At 50.5% G+C, this 18,277-nt stretch carries 11 protein-coding genes; 5 read left to right on the forward strand and 6 right to left on the reverse strand.

Annotated elements, in window-relative coordinates; all coding sequences use genetic code 11:
* Nucleotides 1-94 precede the first annotated feature (94 nt).
* Genes HHL17_RS03620 through HHL17_RS03635 form a run of 4 tightly spaced genes read left to right on the forward strand, consistent with a single transcriptional unit; the run spans nucleotide 95 to nucleotide 7,533 of the window.
* Nucleotides 95-3,430, forward strand: a complete 3,336-nt coding sequence (locus HHL17_RS03620) for a TonB-dependent receptor (RefSeq protein ID WP_169223420.1) — start codon at nucleotides 95-97, stop codon at nucleotides 3,428-3,430.
* A 9-nt stretch (nucleotides 3,431-3,439) separates the two neighbouring features.
* Nucleotides 3,440-5,083 (forward strand): RagB/SusD family nutrient uptake outer membrane protein, encoded by a 1,644-nt coding sequence (locus HHL17_RS03625; RefSeq protein ID WP_169223421.1) that lies wholly within the window; start codon nucleotides 3,440-3,442, stop codon nucleotides 5,081-5,083.
* Nucleotides 5,084-5,113: 30 nt separating this feature from the next.
* Nucleotides 5,114-6,394 (forward strand): NHL domain-containing protein, encoded by a 1,281-nt coding sequence (locus HHL17_RS03630; RefSeq protein WP_169225898.1) that lies wholly within the window; start codon nucleotides 5,114-5,116, stop codon nucleotides 6,392-6,394.
* Nucleotides 6,394-7,533 (forward strand): family 20 glycosylhydrolase, encoded by a 1,140-nt coding sequence (locus HHL17_RS03635; protein ID WP_169223422.1) that lies wholly within the window; start codon nucleotides 6,394-6,396, stop codon nucleotides 7,531-7,533. Before HHL17_RS03630 ends, HHL17_RS03635 begins: the two co-directional genes overlap by 1 nt.
* A gap of 59 nt (nucleotides 7,534-7,592) precedes the next feature.
* On the opposite strand, the gene HHL17_RS03640 is transcribed toward HHL17_RS03635, so the two are convergent.
* The 4 genes from HHL17_RS03640 to HHL17_RS03655 all read right to left on the reverse strand — a co-directional run bounded on the left by HHL17_RS03640 (nucleotide 7,593) and on the right by HHL17_RS03655 (nucleotide 9,725).
* Nucleotides 7,593-7,886 carry a DUF1330 domain-containing protein gene (locus HHL17_RS03640; protein ID WP_169223423.1) on the reverse strand — a complete coding sequence of 98 codons (294 nt, stop codon included), beginning with the start codon at nucleotides 7,884-7,886 and terminating at the stop codon, nucleotides 7,593-7,595.
* A gap of 12 nt (nucleotides 7,887-7,898) precedes the next feature.
* Nucleotides 7,899-8,306 carry a DinB family protein gene (locus HHL17_RS03645; RefSeq protein WP_169223424.1) on the reverse strand — a complete coding sequence of 136 codons (408 nt, stop codon included), beginning with the start codon at nucleotides 8,304-8,306 and terminating at the stop codon, nucleotides 7,899-7,901.
* 73 nt (nucleotides 8,307-8,379) lie between these two features.
* Nucleotides 8,380-9,216: an AraC family transcriptional regulator gene (locus tag HHL17_RS03650; protein WP_169223425.1), complete on the reverse strand. Its 837-nt coding sequence runs from the start codon at nucleotides 9,214-9,216 to the stop codon at nucleotides 8,380-8,382.
* Nucleotides 9,217-9,368: 152 nt separating this feature from the next.
* Nucleotides 9,369-9,725: a hypothetical protein gene (locus tag HHL17_RS03655; RefSeq protein WP_169223426.1), complete on the reverse strand. Its 357-nt coding sequence runs from the start codon at nucleotides 9,723-9,725 to the stop codon at nucleotides 9,369-9,371.
* Between the two features lie 399 nt (nucleotides 9,726-10,124).
* Between HHL17_RS03655 and HHL17_RS03660 the strand changes: the two genes are divergently transcribed.
* On the forward strand, nucleotides 10,125-14,003 hold the full coding sequence (locus HHL17_RS03660; RefSeq protein WP_169223427.1) for a glycosyl hydrolase family 18 protein: 3,879 nt from the start codon (nucleotides 10,125-10,127) through the stop codon (nucleotides 14,001-14,003).
* A gap of 115 nt (nucleotides 14,004-14,118) precedes the next feature.
* Here the strand turns inward: HHL17_RS03660 and HHL17_RS03665 are convergent, their stop codons facing one another.
* Both HHL17_RS03665 and HHL17_RS03670 read right to left on the reverse strand, forming a co-directional pair.
* Nucleotides 14,119-16,566 carry a glycoside hydrolase family 31 protein gene (locus tag HHL17_RS03665; protein WP_169223428.1) on the reverse strand — a complete coding sequence of 816 codons (2,448 nt, stop codon included), beginning with the start codon at nucleotides 16,564-16,566 and terminating at the stop codon, nucleotides 14,119-14,121.
* Nucleotides 16,567-16,709: 143 nt separating this feature from the next.
* The gene (locus HHL17_RS03670) at nucleotides 16,710-18,260 is read right to left on the reverse strand and encodes a RagB/SusD family nutrient uptake outer membrane protein (protein WP_169223429.1); all 1,551 of its coding nucleotides are present in this window, start codon (nucleotides 18,258-18,260) and stop codon (nucleotides 16,710-16,712) included.
* Between the last annotated feature and the right edge of the window lie 17 nt (nucleotides 18,261-18,277).

An 18,277-nucleotide genomic window follows, 5' to 3' on the forward strand; every position in this document is an offset into this window, starting at 1 on the left:
ACACCCCCCCTTTTGCCGTCAAACATGGAATGAAACAACTATTTCCGTGCGGGAAGTCATGTGTTTCAAATTGTCTAACATTCAAACCAAATGTATGAAAAAAAAGCTGTGTCCACAACCAGCCATTCCCCGGTCTTTATTGAGAAAAACACTATTGTGTATGAAGCTTTGCCTGTTACTGATGACTGCTTTTGTCCTGCAATTGCGTGCAGCAGTTTATTCACAAACCCGTTTTTCCATCAACAACAAACAGATGGAAATGCGCCGGCTGCTCGAATGGATTGAAACAAAGAGCAGCTACCGCTTTCTCTACAACTATAAGACGTTTCCTGCTACAGAAAAGGTAGATGTGAACTTCGATAATGCCACGCTGCCGGCTATCCTCGATAAGGTACTGCAACAAACCTATACCTACCGGATACTGGAAGATAACCTGGTGGTCATCTCGCCCGCCGAAAAACGGCAGGACATCACCGTAAAAGGGAAAGTGGTGGGCAATAACGGCATTGAGCTGATAGGGGTAAACGTACAACTGAAAGGTACCAGTCGCGGTGCCGCCACAGACGAGCACGGTAACTTCTCCATCAGCGCACCCGCGAACGGGGTACTCCTTATCTCCTACGTGGGATATGCCTCTCAGGAAGTACCGGTCAATGGTAAAACACAACTGAGCACCATCACGCTGAAAGCCTCCGACGCCGGCCTTAATGAAGTAGTAGTACTGGGCTATGGCCAGAAACAAATACGGCAAAGCGTTACCGGCGCGGTGAGCAGCATACAGACCAAAGAACTAAAACAAAGCCCAGTAGCCAATCTGACCAACGCACTCGCAGGACGCCTGCCCGGCCTTATTACGGCGCAACGCTCAGGTCGCCCCGGTTCTGACTACTCTCAATTATTCATTCGCGGTATCAATACTACCGGTTCTACTAACCCACTGATCGTTATTGACGGTCTCCCCCGCGGTAATGCTGACCTGGGCCAGCTGGATGCGAACGAAATAGAATCCGTGACCATCCTGAAAGACGCCGCCTCTACCGCTTTATACGGTATCCAGGGTGCGAACGGGATCGTACTGGTGACCACTAAACGCGGACAGGACGGCCCTCCCAACATACAAATCAATGGACAGTATGCGCTACAGCAACCGACATCGTTCCCCCGCTTCCTGGACTCTTACCGCTCCGGTATTCTCCAAAATGAGGCAGCCAAAAATGATGGCATGCAACCGGTATGGACCGATCAGCAACTGGAATATTTCCGCACCGGCCTCAAACCCTATGACTATCCCAATACCGACTGGTACAACGAATTGATCAGGAACTTCTCCCCGCAAAAGACCCTGAATATGAATATCAGCGGCGGCTCCAAGTATGTGCGCTACTTTGTTTCCGGCTCCTATCTCCGCCAGGAGCCACTCTACAAGCATGCCAATGAAAATATTTATGATATCAAGTACAAATACGACCGCTTTAACTTCCGCTCCAATGTGGACATCACGCTGGACAAAAACACCGATCTGCAGGTGGACCTGGCCTCCCGCCTTGAGAACCGTACCGGTCCATCATCCGACAGGGCAGATTTTGAATTCCTCTGGGTGGTGCTGTCGCAGATGACCAATAACCTCACGCCGGTAAAGAATCCCGACGGTAGCGTGGCTTCGGGCAATATGCGGGAGGACTTTTACAATCCTTATGGCCTGCTCACCCGCAACGGCTACCTCGATGCCTACTGGCACAGCACCAATGGCAGCGTGGCGCTCACCCGCAAACTGGACTTCATTACGCCCGGCCTGAAAGTAAAAGGCCTCTTTACCTTCGAAAACTACGGTACCATCAACGTGGCGTTCGACCAGGAGTTTGACTCTTACCGTTATAAACCCGTTCCCGGCACAAGCGGTGGTATTTACACCCAGCACCGTACAGCCACCAGCCTGCAACGTTCCGGCGCTTCCAGCGGTGAACGGTATTACTATTACGATGTGAAACTGATGTATGACCGCGATTTTGCCAAACACTCACTGGGTGGCCTGTTGCTGTTCAACCGCAACTACCGCTCGCAGTCCGGTGATCTGCCACGGGTATACGAAGGTTATGTAGGCCGTTTAACCTACAACTACGATAAAAAATATTACCTCGAATTCAACGCCGGTTACAACGGCTCTGAGAACTTCCCTCCCGGCCGGCGCTATGGTTTCTTCCCCGCGATATCTGCGGCGTGGATGATCAGCAATGAGCATTTCATGCCTAAAGACGGCGCGCTTAGTTATCTGAAACTGCGTTTCTCCCATGGTTATGTGGGCAACGATCAGGTGGGCAATGGCCGCTGGCTGTACATCTCTGATTTTGCTAAAACCGACGGTTTTACTTTCGGCAGTGTAGCATCTGGTGTGGGTGGTTATGTGGAAAACAGGATCGGTAATACGGCCATCACCTGGGAAAAAGCCTCCAAAACGGATCTTGGTATAGAAACAGGTTTCCTCAAAGACAAAATAAAACTGAACCTGGACCTGTTCCGTGAGCTGCGTAGCGATATCCTTACACAGGCAGGCTCCATACCGGGATACCTGGGTATCACGGCCGCGCTGAATCGCAACCTGGGCCGCGTGTTGAACAGGGGCGTGGAAGTAGAGCTGAATGTAAACACCAACATTAATAAGGTGGGCATCTTTGCGAAAGCCAACTACCAGTATGTAAAAAACAAGATACTGGAGATGGATGAGCCTAAGCTAGCTTATGCTTATCAAAGCCAGGTAGGCAATCCTATTGGCTATGGACTGGGCTATATCGCAGAAGGCCTTTTTCAGAGCAAAGACGAAATTGCTAAAAGCCCCAAACAGACATTTGCTCCTTTGATACCGGGAGATATTAAATACAAAGACATCGATGGCAATGGGGTGATTAACGAAGCAGACCGTGTTATGCTGCCCATGCTGAACGTGCCAACAGGATACTTCGGTGTTACCCTGGGAGTTGATTACAAGGGCCTCGATGTGAGCGTATTGTTCCAGGGTGCTACCGGCGGCCGCCAGATGTATTCTGCGCAGCTGGTGTACAATTACCGCGAAAGCTACCGCCCTATCCACGAAGGCCGATGGACACCGGAAACAGCTGATAAGGCTACCTTCCCCGCATTACATCTCGTGGAAAGCAATATGTCCAACAACTTCATCAGTTCTAGCTACTGGATCAGAAAAACGGATTATATCAAACTGAAAAACCTGGAGGTAGGTTACCGGCTGCCGCGCGAATGGATGAGGAAAATTAAGCTGAAAACAGCGCGTGTATACGTAAACGGTATGAACCTGGTAAGCTGGGACCATGTCAACGACCTCGGTGTGGACCCCGAAGCTAATACCGCAGACCGCTGGGGATGGCAGCCCTACCCCATCATGCGCATATACAACGCCGGCATTACCATCAACCTTTAAACCACGATCATGAAACTAACAGTGAATATAAGAACAGGTATACTGTCAGCGCTGATACTCTGTATTTGCGCCTGCAAGAAAAACTACCTCGACAGGAAGCCCAGTGACCTGATCACGGAGGAAGAGGTATTTAAAAATATCGAGAATGCAGAACGCTTTGTGAATACCACCTATCAGAGCCTGCCCAATATATTCCAGACGGGATGGCCGCTGAGCAGCGCCACGGACGAAACGAATCAGGCAATAGACAATTCCAGCGCAGACGCAGGCAATTTTAATACCGGTTCCATGAGCCCGTCCAATTTTCCATTGAGTTGGCAGTGGGAGGAGTATTACGGAAAAATACGCGCCTGTAACATCTTTCTGAAGAATTACGATAAAGTGCCTAATGACCCCAATTATCCCGACCGCCGCTCCCGGCTAAAAGGTGAGATACTGCTGCTGCGCGCGTTTTACTATTTCCAGTTGGTGGTCCGCTGGGGAAACGTACCGCTGCTGCAACAAGTAGAGAACCCTTTCGATAATCCGGAAGGCATCTACTTCAAGCGCAACAGTATCGAGGAAGTGCTGGGAGCGGTTATTAAGGACCTGGACGAGGCCACGGTACTACTACCGCCTACTTATGCTGAGCGCCCCGGCAATTGGGGCCGGGCGTCGAGGGTGATTGCGCTGTCATTGAAAGGCCGCGCGTTGTTATATTTCGCCAGTCCGCTGTATAACCCAGCCAATGACCAGAGCCGCTGGACACGGGCCGCCAATGCCTGTAAAGCCGCGCTGGACTCGGCGCTCACCAACGGCTATACGTTGAATGATAATTACGGAGAGATTTTTACACAGTATTTCAACAAAGAAGTGATCTGGAGCAGACCGGCACCCGGCGCATTTGGCGATGGCGGTATCGATCGGGAGATGAACCCTCGTGGCGCTAATGGTTATGGCAATGTAAATCCCATACAGGAACTGGTGGATGATTATGAAATGAAAAATACGGGATTACCGATTACTGATCCGGCTTCGGGATACAACCCTCAACGCCCCTATGAAGGCCGTGATCCACGGTTCTATGCTACCATCCTGTATCCTGGCTGTGTTTGGAAAGGTCGTCCGTTGAACCCGAACAGTGATGACGCTCCCCGCCCCGGCCAGAATGCTACCAATTACTGGCCACGCAAGTATTTGCTGGAAGGAGTGAACCTGTTTTCCAGCACCGGCGCCACCGATCGTAAATGGGTGTTGATCCGTACTGCTGAACTATACCTCAACTATGCAGAGGCACAAAATGAAGTGGCTGGTCCCGGTGCTGACGTGCTCGGTGCCCTCAATGCCGTGAGAGGCCGTGCCGGTATTCCTGCTGTAACTAGCGGGACTAAAGAGTCACTCCGGGAACGTATCCGTCATGAAAGAAGGATAGAGCTGGCGCTGGAAGCCCACCGCTTCTGGGATGTGCGCCGCTGGAAGATTGCGGAGGTCACAGATAACAGGGAGATACATGGTGTGACGATTACCGGCAGTGGTAATGTGACCTACAGTTACCCTGTTGTGGAGAAACGTGTTTTCGATCCTAAACGCGCTTACTGGTTGCCCGTTCCTCAGGCAGAAATGGACAAAGTGAGCGGCCGTAATCCGGAGTTTGTTCAGAACCCAGGCTGGTGATAAAGGCTTCATCCCAAAATCCAAGACAACATGAAACACATTCGATATTATCTCCTGTTGCTGTTGAGCATACTGGCATTCAGCAGCTGCAAAAAAGACAAAGGGTTTGAGCACGATGCCTCGTCTCCCATTGTTATTGATAAATTCACCCCGGCTACCGGCGGGGCTGGTACAGAAGTACTGATCTATGGCAGTAACTTCAGCCCGGACACCAGTCGTATATCCGTTACTGTTAATGGCGTAAAAGCTTATGTAGAAGGAGTGGTGGAAGATCGTATCCTGATCGTGGTTCCGCGTAAGGCCGGCAGCGGTAAAATAGCTGTTACCATCAACGGACAGGCGGCCGCCAGCAAAGAAGACTTCAACTATCAGACATCTTATGCGGTGAGTACCCTCGCCGGCAATGGCTCCGCCGGGTATGCAGATGGGAAAGGGCTTGCTGCCGCCTTTAATTTCGGTAACCGCTGCGGCCTGGATATTGATGCCGATGGCAACCTCTATGTGGCGGAAGCGGAGAACCGCCGTATCCGCAAAGTGGCGCCCGATGGTACTGTTACCACGCTGGCTGGTAGCGGCAAAAATGAATATGCAGAAGGCAAAGGCACAGCAGCTTCGTTTTTCCTGCCGATGGACGTGGTAGTGGATAAAGACGGCAACATTTTCACCTCCGACCCGTCCGCATGGACTATCCGCAAGATCACCCCTGATGGTACCACTTCCCTCGTAGGCTGGTTTGAAGCCTGGGGCATCGGCATCGATAAAAGAGATGGTACCCTGTATTATACTGATGCCCGGGGCAATGGCAGCGTTTATAAAGTAAAACCGGATGGCAGCGCAGATCAGATCATCACAGGGCTATCCTATCCTTCTGATGTGGCGGTAGACAGTAAGGGCAACCTTTTCGTGGTGGTGAACGGCAACTCCGTTATCCAGGAATATAAATACGGTACCTGGGAAAAAGGCGTTACGATCGGTCAGGCCGGGGCAACAGGCCTGGTAAACGGGGCCCCCAATGACGCCAAATTTGAATATCCCTGGATGATAGCCACAGATGCAAAGGATAACCTCTATGTAGCTGGTAACGGTACCTGGGATGGATCATCTGTTAATACCAATCAATGTATCCGCTTCATTGCTGCCGGCACCTGGCAGGTAAGCACCTACACCGGTGGCAGCACCGCCGGCTTTGCAGATGGTACCGGCGCCGCTGCGTTGTTTAACGCACCCACCGGCGTAACAGTCGGTAAAGACGGTACCGTGTACGTAGTAGACAGGAAAAATAATCGTATCAGAAAAGTAATCGCAGAATAATGATGGGAAAAGGATTTTTTAAATGGATATTATTATGGGGAGCTGTTATCATCGCTCTGCCACTTGAAGCGCAGGACTATCACTCCTTTAAATGGAATGAGTTGCCGGTAAGAGGATTGATGATGAGTGTGCCTGCCAAACAGGATATCCCGCTGTTTTGTGACTTTGTCAGAAAGGCGTTGCCCAAAGAAGGCGTTAATACCCTCGCCCTGCGGATTGAATTTTGGTACCAGTATGCATCGCATCCGGAGGTGGTGGAACCCAATGCCATCAGCAAAGAAGGGCTGTTGCAGATCGTACAGGCCTGCCGCGATGCAAAGATCCGCTTTATTCCCATGATGAACCTGCTGGCCCATCAGAGCGAGCAGTCGGAGATAGGGAAGCTGTTGAAACAATATCCGCAATTCGATGAGTCGCCGGATTACAATCCGCCGGTGCCCTGGAAAAACGGTGGCATGTTCGATTTTTACAGCAAATGCCTTTGTCCTGCACATCCCGATCTGCCTAAGGTACTGTTCCCCATGATGGATGAATTGGTTGATGTATGTGGTGCAGACGCACTGCACGTAGGGCTCGATGAAGCATGGATCATTGGTTATGATAAATGCCCCCGCTGCGGCGGCCGCGACAAGTCAGCAATATTAGCCGAATACATCAACTTGTTGCATGCTCATCTAAAACAAAAAGGCTGTGAAATGTGGATGTGGAGTGATCGCCTGATAGATGGTAAAACAACCAACCTGCTGGCCTGGCAGGCAAGTATGAACGATACGCACCGCGCTATTGACTACATCCCAAAGGATATTGTGATCTGTGACTGGAAATATGAAAGCGCACCTCCTACCCCTGCTTATTTTGCATTGAAGGGCTTTAATGTGCTGGCGAGCGCCTGTGCTAAAACAGACGTAGCGCTGGCGCAGCTGGACCAGGTACTGGCAGGTCGTAAAGACGGTACCCGTGCGGATTTCGCTTTGCCGGTGGCTGATCGCATGAAAGGTGTTTTTGAAACGATGTGGATCAATAGCAAAGATTTTATCAATGCTTATTATGGTAAAGGAGAGTTTACCTCTGGGGCCAAAGCCAATGCGGATACTTTTAAGGCTTTGTTTAAAGGTATCCGGGATGCCGCCAAACGGTGACCATGTTCATGAAATACACAAAATGCGGGGCGCTCTTTTCAAAGAGCGCCCCGCATGCGTTAGGGGGTGAATTCTTTCACCAATACCATCGTGCAGTTACGCACGGCTTTTAACCTGATGGCTTTCAGGGGTTGATAAGCCGGGTCCTGGTAACATTGGAGCGCCGCCTCCTGCGATGGAAACCGGATAATGGCGTTCATCATGCGGGGACTGCCTTCCACCGCCACACCTTCGAGGTCGGAAGCCACAACGGAGGCACCGTATTTTTCCAGAAGAGCTATAACAGCCGGTGGGTACTGGCTGAAAAGCTCCATGTCAATGATGTCGTAGCTGTTAATATAATAGACTGCCATATAAATCGAAGTTTAATAAGTGTATTCCGGTGGTGTAATACCCTGGCAGCGCAGATAAGTAGTAGCCTGGCCGCGATGATGGGTGATATGGTCCAGCGTGGCATAGAAACCGTGAATGACTTTTTCATCAGTATCAACGTTCTCTATACTTTTTTGCAGGATATCGAAGCTCTTAGACAGATATTCCTGTGTGGTTGCTGCATCTTTGGTGACAGTCGGCGGGTTCCAGTCGGCTGGTTGTTGCAGGATGTAGTTGTCATTACACCAGGTGATCCCGTAGCCAATATGATGCAGTAGGTCATTAAAACTCCAGGTGGCGGTATCCGGTTTAAAGGCATAGTTATCTGCCGGCATGGCTGAGGCCACGTTCATGGTGTATTGCCGGGCATTCTCCAGCGTACTTAATAATTGTGCTTTCATAAACATAACAAGTTGTTTGATAACACAAAGCTATCCCACGTTACCAGGCCGGATTTAAGGAAAATTGCTGTTTTTACCGCCGTGTCTGGGAAGGTGCCAATCCAAATTGTTTTTTATAGGCAGCGGAGAAATGTTCGAGGCTGTTGAAGCCGGTATCGAAGGCGATGTGTGTTACCGGTTGGCTGCTATGGCGGAGTTGAAGGTGGGCTTCTTTTAATCTTACCTGTAGCAGGTAGTTGTAAGGGGTGATGCCTGTCATCTGTTTGAACAGCCGGTTAAAATGAAAGGGGCTGAGGTGTCCGACAGTGGCTAGCTGAGGGAGGGAAATATCTTCCGAAAGATTTTCACTGATAAATGTTTTTACGGAAGATATTACGGGCAGATGATTTCTTTTTTGTTTGTCTGTCAGCGGAGGAATGACTTTTTGCTGACCACGGGAAAGCACCAACGAAAATAGTTCAAGCATCATTTGCTCTATCCACAGGCGGGGAAAATGCGGCTTTTGCAGCAAGCTGAAAATACGATGATGGAGGTATTCCATTTCAGGCGTAGCTTTTATCAGTACCGCGTGGAGGTCGGGGTTTTTCAGGAACCAGGACAGTTCCCGGCCCTGTTCTTCCAGTTGATCGATATTGACCGCCGGGAAGGAGAAGATGGTGCATTGGTCCGGCATTTCATGGACATGTCCTACCCGGTGCTCGTATCCGGGCTTGCATACGAGGAACAAGCCGTTAAAAGCATCCAGGTCATTCCGGAACACTTTGAAAATAAAATTCCCCTGACGGATGAAAGCAATAGAAAATGTATCCTGATGTTCCCAGGCAGATAGCTTACACTGCTGGCACTGGCACAGAAAGTTGTGCACATTGCCAATAGGCGACTGGTAAATATTTTGTACGATAGCTTCCATAGTTGCGGTTAGTGGCCTGTCTTTGCAAAGGTAAACAATTGTACTGTCCTGTTTTGAATCCTTGTACAGCGAGGCGGGCAGGCACATGTTTGCCCGGCAGGAATATGCCGGTGACAGATGATTCCCTAAGGCAGACCTTGCCAGCGAAATAATCAAAAAGGAATTTCTTCCACAGGGATGGTTACCTCACTCAAAAAATAAACAACTTCCCTTTCTTCCGGTTCATCCAGCCATAGCGGACATTTTTCCGGTGAGTTAAAGTGTTGTTGCAATAACTTCACGAGGTGTTCAGAAGCTATATGTGCCTCCTTTAGGATGGCTTCTTCCTCTGCTTTGCTGAGAAAAGATTTTCGGCCTTTTTTCCCCGCTGCGGGATAATGGCACCTCATTTTGCGGTAAAACGTTGGTTCGCTCCAGTTACAGGCGGTGCATACCATCTGGCGGAACCTTCCACAGAAGATATTAAAAACGGAATAAACGTCTCTGAGTAAGTTAGGATCTGAAGTCATTTTGTTTTTTGTTGTGCGTGAGGGAAAGAAAAAACGGCACTCCGAAAACAACGATCACATGATGCTGATAGCAAGTTAATCTATCAATACGCAAGGTATTTGCGTGCTCCTATATTTATCATACACACAATAAAGGATTCCTGACGATGTACTGGCCATAATCCTTACGGCAGCAAGTATGCTGCAGTGGGCATGAAAAAAATATTTGTTGTCACATGGTACTTTTTTAAAATTGCGCCGACTCCCCCATCGAGCTGTTTTTCGCGTGAAACCCTTGTCACTTTATTATAGATCTGAAAACCTTTCATACAATAGCCTAGCAATAACCCGAACGCACATGTAATTCCCTTTGAGTTGAGCACTAGTTTTTATTAACCATTATCTTAACAAACAATCATTATGACACCAAAATCTACCAATGGAGGAGCAGCGCTCCGCTGTCTTGCATTCGTCTGTTGGCTGTTACTGTCACTATCGCCGGGGAGCTATGCCCAGGTGAGCCCGACTGTTCCCGCTACCACACAACAACACAACAAACAGGTGATCGGCTACATCACCCAGTGGGACGCCTGGAAAAATGTGGCAGGTACCGTTCCGGCGGGCGGTTACAATCACTTGAATGTGGACTATTCGCAGTACACCATCCTGAACTTCTCGTTCTTTGGTGTGGCGAAAGATGGCTCCCTGCACAGTGGAGACTACCGCAACAAAAACATTTACCAGGTCGGCGCTGTACAAGACCCTGCTCCACTGGTAAATGAAGACATTTACAGCAGCTGGGACATGTACCTGCTGTATGGTGAGCTGGATATCCTGTATTACATCCCTGACAACAGCTACGCCTACTCACTCGGTTACCGCAATGGCGGCAGCGGATGGACCAACGTTAACACCGGTAAGACCGGCAGTTTCCCGCTGTCTGTGCCCAAACAGGGCGGCGCTCCCGGTGTGATCGCGCTGGCTCACCAGAAAGGCGTAAAAGTGCTGGCATCCGTAGGCGGATGGAGCATGTGCAAACACTATCCTGAAGTAGCTGCTGACGCTACTAAAAGAGCCAAATTCGTGGCTGCCTGCCAGGAGTTGATCAGCATGGGCTTTGACGGTATCGACTTCGACTGGGAATATCCCAACGATGCCGGTATGAACATTGAACACTACAGTACCGCCGACTATACCAACTTCGCGGTACTGCTGGAAGCTGTGAGAGCAGCCATCGGCCCCAATAAGCTGATCACCGGATGCTTCTCCCCTGCTCTCGCCAAACTCCCCGGCTTCGACTGGCCCCGGTTAAACAACGTCATGAACTATTTTAACATGATGACGTACGATTACAACGGCGGATGGTCCAACAAAGCAGGACACAATTCCCCCCTGTATGAGTATCCCGGCCAGGAATATACCGGATTCTCTCTCGACGCCACCACTAAAGGGCTGCGGGCTCTCGGTGTTAACATGAACAAAGTGAATCTCGGTGCGCCTTTCTATGGCCGCGGTGTGATCACCAGCGGTACCGCTGCGCTGGGCGCGGCTACCGTGAAACGCGCTGAAACCGTGCAGCCTGATGGTCCTATCCAGACCTGCGCAGACTACACCAACTGGACAAAAGATGTATGGGACGGCACGCCCAACTACAGCTATATCGTCAATACCACCGGCTCCGGATCAGGCTGGACCGACAACTGGGACGATGTGGCCAAAGTGCCTTATAAAACAAAAGGCAACTTTTTCCTCAGCTATGACAACGAACGTTCCGTTGCAGCTAAAGCACAGTATATCAAAGACAATGGCCTGGCAGGTGTGATCATCTGGCAGGTATACGGTGATATGACCAATATGACCAGCAGCACTGTGCCTAAAGGAAAACTCATCTATTGCCCCAATACCAGGTCTCCGCTGGTGAACAAAATCAATGAAGTATTTGCCACCGGCGGCAGCGGTACCAACGTGCCTCCTACTGTCAGCATCACATCACCGGCTAACAACGCGACCTTTACAGCGCCGGCCAGTATCACCATACAGGCTGCGGCCAGTGATACTGATGGACAAGTGATTAAAGTGGATTTCTACAATGGTACTACCCTGTTGGCTACTGACAGCGCTGCTCCGTATAGCTATGCCTGGAACAATGTACCGGCCGGCAATTACACCATAAAAGCCATCGCTACAGACAATAAGGGCGCTTCTACCACCTCGTCATCGGTAAGCCTGGTGGTAAATACCTCCGGACCCGGCCAGCCAGGCGACTCCGGTAAGGTCATTGTAGGTTACTGGCAAAACTGGGGATCTCCTACTGACGCTTCTCCGTATATCCCTCTCCGTAATGTCAACCCGAAATACAATGTGATAGAAATTGCCTTTGCTGTCAGCGGAACCGATCTGGCTACTATTTCCTTTGTGCCGGAAAACGTAACACCGGCGCAGTTCCTGTCCGATGTGCAGTACCTGCAATCACAAGGTAAAAAAGTATTGCTGTCGCTGGGTGGAGAAAACGGTTCCCTGAACCTGTCCACCGCCGCGAAAAAACAAGCCTTCGTCACTTCGATGAAAGCACTGCTGGACCAGTACAACTTCGACGGGTTTGACCTGGACATAGAAGGCGGTACCAACCTGCAACTGGACAATGGGGATAAGGATTTCACCAATCCTACCACACCTAAAGTACAGAACCTGATAGCTGGCGTGAAAGAGATCATCGCTTACCGGAAAGGCCAGGGTAAAAACTGCTGGCTCACCATGGCGCCTGAAACCTACTATGTACAAACAGCCTACGGCGCTACCTATTCACCATTGGTAGGTGCATATCTACCTATTATCTACGGACTGCGTAACGAACTCACTTTCATCCAGACGCAATATTATAATACCGGTTCCGTAATGGGCCTCGACAACGGCGTATACAATCAGGGTACTGCTGATTTCATCGTATCGATGTCTGAAATGTTACTGAAAGGATTCCCTGTATCGGGCACTACACAAACCTTCCCTGCTTTACGCCAGGACCAGGTGGCCTTCGGTATTCCGGCAACGCCCAGCGCAGCCGGCGGTGGTTATATTGCGCCTGCCAACGTGAAAAAAGCACTGGATTACCTGATGAAAGGACAATCCTTCGGAGGTACTTATCAGCTGCGGAATGCGGCAGGATATCCTGGTCTGCGTGGTATCATGACATGGTCCGTCAACTGGGACAAAACCAATGGCGATGAATTTGCCAATAACTATTATGATTATTTCTTCGGCTCTGCACCGATCAACAAACCACCGGTGGTGAGCATTACTTCCCCAGCCAACAACACTACCTACGCCGCTCCGGCTACCGTGAATATTCAGGCGGCAGCTTCCGACAGCGATGGCGTAGTAGTCCGCGTAGCTTTCTACCAGGGAAGCACCCTGCTGGGCGTAGACAGTGTGGCGCCTTACACCTGGACCTGGAACAATGTGGCAGCCGGCAGTTACAGCCTTACGGCTAAAGCAACCGACGACAAAGGTGCCACCACCACTTCTGCTGTGGTGAACATCAGCGCAACATCAGCGGGCAACAAACCGCCGGTAGTGAGCATTACTTCCCCTACCAATAACGCCACCTTCACTGCTCCGGCCAATGTGAACATACAGGCAGCAGCCTCCGACAGCGATGGTGTGATTACCCGTGTAGCCTTCTACCAGGGAAGCACCCTGCTGGGCATAGACAGCGTAGCGCCTTATACCTGGACCTGGAGCAACGTAGCAGCCGGCACTTACAGCCTGACTGCCAAAGCAACAGACAACGGAGGCGCCACCACTACTTCTGCAGTGGTAAACATCACTGTAAATGGCGGCAGCAACAATTGCAATGGTATTCCGGCATGGTCCGCTGCTACAGCTTATAATGGCGGTGCACAGGTGGTGTATAACGGTAAAGTATACTCTGCAAAATGGTGGACGCAGAACGAACGGCCGGATATCAGCACCGGCGATGGTAAGCCCTGGAAGTATGTTCGTGACTGCACAGGCGCCGCAATGGCTGCTTCTCAGCCGGAACAACTGACCGCTTATCCGAACCCGGTAACAGGTGGCGATGTGCAGATACTGGTAGATGCACCCGCCGGCGAAAAACTGATCGTGGAAGTGCTGGACCTGAAGGGAAGCGCTCCTGTACTGCAACAGATACATACCGCTAATGCAAAGGGCAATATTCCTTTACGCGTAGATATGTCTAAAGTGCCGAATGGTACCTGGATTATCCGGGTGACCGGCCAGCAAAGCAGAAAAATCTGGCGCAGCAAAGTAGTGAAGTTGTAAAGAGAGCACAGAAAAATACAGAAAGGCGCAAGGCAGTCCATCGTGGCTGCTTTGCGCCTTTTGCATTAAAACATAAAAAAGGCCCCCCGGAAAATCCAGGGGGGCCGTTCTTTTCTCATAAACCCACGTTAAGAAGCTCGTTACTGTTGGCAAAGGTGGCCACTTGTACCGGACAGCTTTCGGCCGGTATAAATGATCCCTGCGGATCAAACCGGGATATGGGCGATAAAAAAGAAAAAGGACTGGAGCTTACAGTAGCAGCGCTACCGTTAACGGTTATACGCTGTTTGCTGCTAAATCCATGCAGGATCAGCTTAATGTGATGGAACTGGCTGCCATAGCTACCCTGCGGCTTTTGCAGCGTTAGTGTTTGCTGCGCCGGATCATAGGTGATTGTCCTTTCATAGAAATCACCTTTCTCGTAGGAGAAGCTTTCGCCGTCATCTTCGTAGTACACGAATGTATTAGGCTGACTGCCTTTATATAGATGAAGGAAAAGCGTGTCGGCAGGTTTCTCGCGGGTAGATTGCACCAGTGATTGCATGGGCACAATGCTGCTTTCTTTTACATATACCGGTAAGGTTTTGATGTTGAGGGATGTGATAATATCCTGTCCGCCTGTAATGACGGCATCTGTATAGAGGTTGTACCATTGTCCTTTAGGGAAATAAATACTACCAAAATCCTTAGTGCTCTCAAAAGGAGCGATCATATAGGCGTCGCCAAACTGGTACTGGTTCTGGAAGCGCGTATCATATACCTGCGGATCGAAGGTGTTTTGAAGTGCCAGGGTGCGCATTACGGGCATGCCTGTACGACTGGCGGTGTATAGCGTACTGTAGAGATAAGGCAGCAGGTGGTAGCGCAGGTTGACATAATTGCGGGTGATCTCCAATGCTTCTTCGCCGAAAGCCCATGGTTCTGCGGATTTGGTGTTTACACCGGTATGGTTCCTGAAGTAGGGAATAAAGGCGCCGATCTGCATCCAGCGGGTATAAAGACTAACGGAAGGATTGCCGGTAAAACCGCCCACGTCCATGCCGGTGAAAGGAAAGCCGCTGACACCGAGACTGTTCAGCAGCCGTACGCCCAGCAGCATATGGTCTTCTTCTGCACGGTTGTCGCCGGTCCAGACGGCGCTGTAGCGCTGACTGCCGGAGTAGGCTGCACGTGTGAGCAGGAATGGCCGCTTTTGCAATGCCTCACGGGTACCTTCATAGCTGGCGCGTACCATTTGCAGACCGTAGATATTATGTGCCTGTAAATGGGTAGTGGGATGCCCTTCATAATCAAAGATGACGTTGTTGGGCATTTTCTGTCCCCAGGTGGCAATTTCGTTCATATCGTTCCAGATGCCGCTGACACCGTCACGGATATACGATTTTACCTGGCCTTTCCACCAGCTACGGCCTTTTTCACTGGTGAAATCCGGGAAATGGCACCAGCCGGGCCATACCTGCCCGGTATAGTTTTGTCCGTCGCTGTATTTGATGAAAATGTTTTCCTTTTTGCCGCTTTCGTAAGCGTGATAACCTTCTTCCACTTTAATGCCGGGATCCACGATAACGGTTACACGAAAACCCATGTCTTTCAGACGGCCGGTCAGCTGCGCAGGGTCCGGGAAACGGTCTTTATTCCAGGTGAACAGTTTATAGGCATCCATATAGTGGATATCAAGGGTGATGCCATCTGCCGGGATTTTCTTTTCACGTAAGGTTTGCGCAACCCGGTATACCTCGGTATCAGGGTAGTAGCTGTAGCGGTTCTGTTGATATCCGAGGCTCCACAGCGGAGGCATAGGCATACGGCCGGTCAGGCTGGTATAAGACCGGATGATATCTGCCATCTGCGGGTGATAGATGAAATAATAATTCATCTCTCCTCCCCTGGCGCCGAAGGAAGAGAAGCGGTTGTTGCTGGCGCCGAAGTTAAAATCGCTCTGGTAACTGTTGTCGAAGAAGATGCCGTAGTTCTGCTGGTGGTGAATACCGATGTAAAAAGGAATAGTGGCATAGATAGGGTCCCGGTTAGTAGCGTAGCCAAACACATCGGAGTTCCAGTTCGTATAGCCTTCTCCTTTACGATCGAGGTTGCCGGTTTTTTCACCCAGCCCGATAAACCGTTCGTTTTCCTGCATCTTTTTGTAGGTCGTTACTTCATCGCCGATCCAGGAAGTACCGAGGCCGGCCTCATCTTCGCTGATCACATCGCCCGAAGGGCTGAAAAAACTGACAGCAAAAGGGGCTTTCTGAATCCGCATTTTTAGGGAATCGGTGACGATATTGATTTCACTGCTGTTTTGGGTGATTTGTGCTTTTACGGGCAATGGTTTTGCCACAACAGCATAGGAGAAATCGGCAGACAGCGGGTGTTTGTCCATCCTCACCCGGATAATGGACGGACTGTAAACGGTGACCTCCGCGAAGGCATTGGTCGTTTTAATTTTTACCTGTTGACCGGAAATGCTGACGCTGTTGACATTACCTGCCGGCACCACTTGTGTCTGGGCGGTGAGCGGAAGCCGTATCAGCAGTAGTAGCAGCAGAGAAAAGATTTTGTTCATGAGACGGATGATTTGATGAAAAAAGCCTCCCCCGGACGCCTGGTGAAACCAGGCGCAGCAGCGGGTAACAGGTAAAAAGAGCCGGAGGATTCACCGGGAACAGTGCTTTTCAGGGCACCGTTCCCGGCAATGGAAAATATGGTTTAGTAACCCGGGTTTTGTGTCAGGTTTTTGTTAACAGCAAGATCACTGGTAGGAATGGGGAACAGCAGATTCCTTGGGTTATCAGCAGGTTTCAGTTGCCATGGCTGCAGGAATTTACCAAAGCGGATCAGGTCTTGTCTTCTCCAGCCTTCCCAGTAAAGTTCACGTCCTCTTTCGTCCAGCAGGGAATTCAGGTCCAGTGCGCCCAGCGCTGTAGCCCCACGGGCAAGCCGTAGTTCATTCACCAGTGCCAGTGCGCCGGCTGTATTTCCGGTACGGAGCAGTGCTTCGGCTTTCATGAGCAGCACATCTGCATAACGGAAGAAAACGTAGTCGTTGCTGGCTTCGTTGTTGTCCTTGGAGTTCTGGGAGGTAAAGAAGTCCGGTACGTATTTAATGACGCGGATACCGGTTACTTCCAGATTGGTGCCGGATTCCTTGAGCTGCACATCGCGGGTGAATGCCAGCGGATTGCCTTTACGGTCTTTCAGCGGGTTATGGTTTACATCGTATTGCTGACCGATGAGGAAGCCAACGAGCATGCCGCTGGTATCGGTAAGACCGGTGTAGGCGCCGCCTCTTCTTCTGTCTGTCGCTTCAAACTTATCATAAAAATCAGAGAGTGTAGTGAAGCCATTCCAGCCGCTGGGTGTCATGTTGTAGTGAACGGTGAATTTCCAGCGGGCGAAGGTGCCGTTGCCATTGCGTACGGTGCTGTAACCGGGCCCGTTTTGCTGCGTGAAGATGTTTTCTGTGGATTTCAGATCGTTGTCACGGGCGAAGTTATCGAAGTAGTCGGAGGCCAGTCTGTAGGTGCCGGTAGCCTTGATCTGATCGGCGAGGGTGATTACCTGCTGCATATCGGCTGCATCGAAGGTAGGTGCGGCCCTGTTGAGGAATGCGCCTTTGTTGAGGTAGCACTTCATCAGCAAGGCACGGGCGGCATCCTGATTGGCCACATAGGCGGCTGTTGCCGGGCGTACACCCAGGTCCGGAATGATGGCGTTCAACTCAGAGATGATATAGTCCAGCGCTTCCTGTGTTTTCATCACTTTGGGGGCGTTCAGGAGGGTGTCTGAAGGATTCCTGAAGGGTACCTGGCCCCAGAGGTCCAGTACGGTGAACATGGAGAGGGCGCGAAGAAAGCGGGCCTGTGCAGCCTGGTTCTTGCTGGGTTTGAAATTGAGCACGTTGCTGGCGCTGAACTGGAGGGTCAGCAAGTTGGTAAATGCTCGTTGTATATGTGCATGGTCTGCATTCCAGGTATGTTCGTGAAGGGAGCGCCATACGCCATTATCGTCCCAGTCGCCGCCGCGGGTCGGTCCTACGGTTTCGTCTGTTGTCATCTGGGAAAGCCCCCAGCTGTTATCGAATTCCTGATATGGCAGCTGCATATTGTCATAGGCGCCTTTTAACAAGGCGGGTACTTTGATCACGGAGTCGGCATCTTTCCGGTTAATAGTGGAGCCGAGCTGCTCATTGAGCCCGCAGGCCTGAAAGCCTGCGATAGAAACGATTACGATAGCGGATCGGAAAATATGTTTAGTCATGTTAGCAGTTTTTAGGT

Origin of the sequence: Chitinophaga fulva, from assembly GCF_012927205.1 — a bacterium.
Classification (GTDB): Bacteria; Bacteroidota; Bacteroidia; order Chitinophagales; family Chitinophagaceae; genus Chitinophaga; species Chitinophaga fulva.

Coding starts and splice junctions, on each gene's coding strand:
- HHL17_RS03620 (WP_169223420.1), top strand. CDS start 95: ATGAAAAAAAAGCTGTGTCCACAACCAGCCATTCCCCGGTCTTTATTG.
- HHL17_RS03625 (WP_169223421.1), top strand. CDS start 3,440: ATGAAACTAACAGTGAATATAAGAACAGGTATACTGTCAGCGCTGATA.
- HHL17_RS03630 (WP_169225898.1), top strand. CDS start 5,114: ATGAAACACATTCGATATTATCTCCTGTTGCTGTTGAGCATACTGGCA.
- HHL17_RS03635 (WP_169223422.1), top strand. CDS start 6,394: ATGATGGGAAAAGGATTTTTTAAATGGATATTATTATGGGGAGCTGTT.
- HHL17_RS03640 (WP_169223423.1), bottom strand. CDS start 7,886: ATGGCAGTCTATTATATTAACAGCTACGACATCATTGACATGGAGCTT.
- HHL17_RS03645 (WP_169223424.1), bottom strand. CDS start 8,306: ATGAAAGCACAATTATTAAGTACGCTGGAGAATGCCCGGCAATACACC.
- HHL17_RS03650 (WP_169223425.1), bottom strand. CDS start 9,216: ATGGAAGCTATCGTACAAAATATTTACCAGTCGCCTATTGGCAATGTG.
- HHL17_RS03655 (WP_169223426.1), bottom strand. CDS start 9,725: ATGACTTCAGATCCTAACTTACTCAGAGACGTTTATTCCGTTTTTAAT.
- HHL17_RS03660 (WP_169223427.1), top strand. CDS start 10,125: ATGACACCAAAATCTACCAATGGAGGAGCAGCGCTCCGCTGTCTTGCA.
- HHL17_RS03665 (WP_169223428.1), bottom strand. CDS start 16,566: ATGAACAAAATCTTTTCTCTGCTGCTACTACTGCTGATACGGCTTCCG.
- HHL17_RS03670 (WP_169223429.1), bottom strand. CDS start 18,260: ATGACTAAACATATTTTCCGATCCGCTATCGTAATCGTTTCTATCGCA.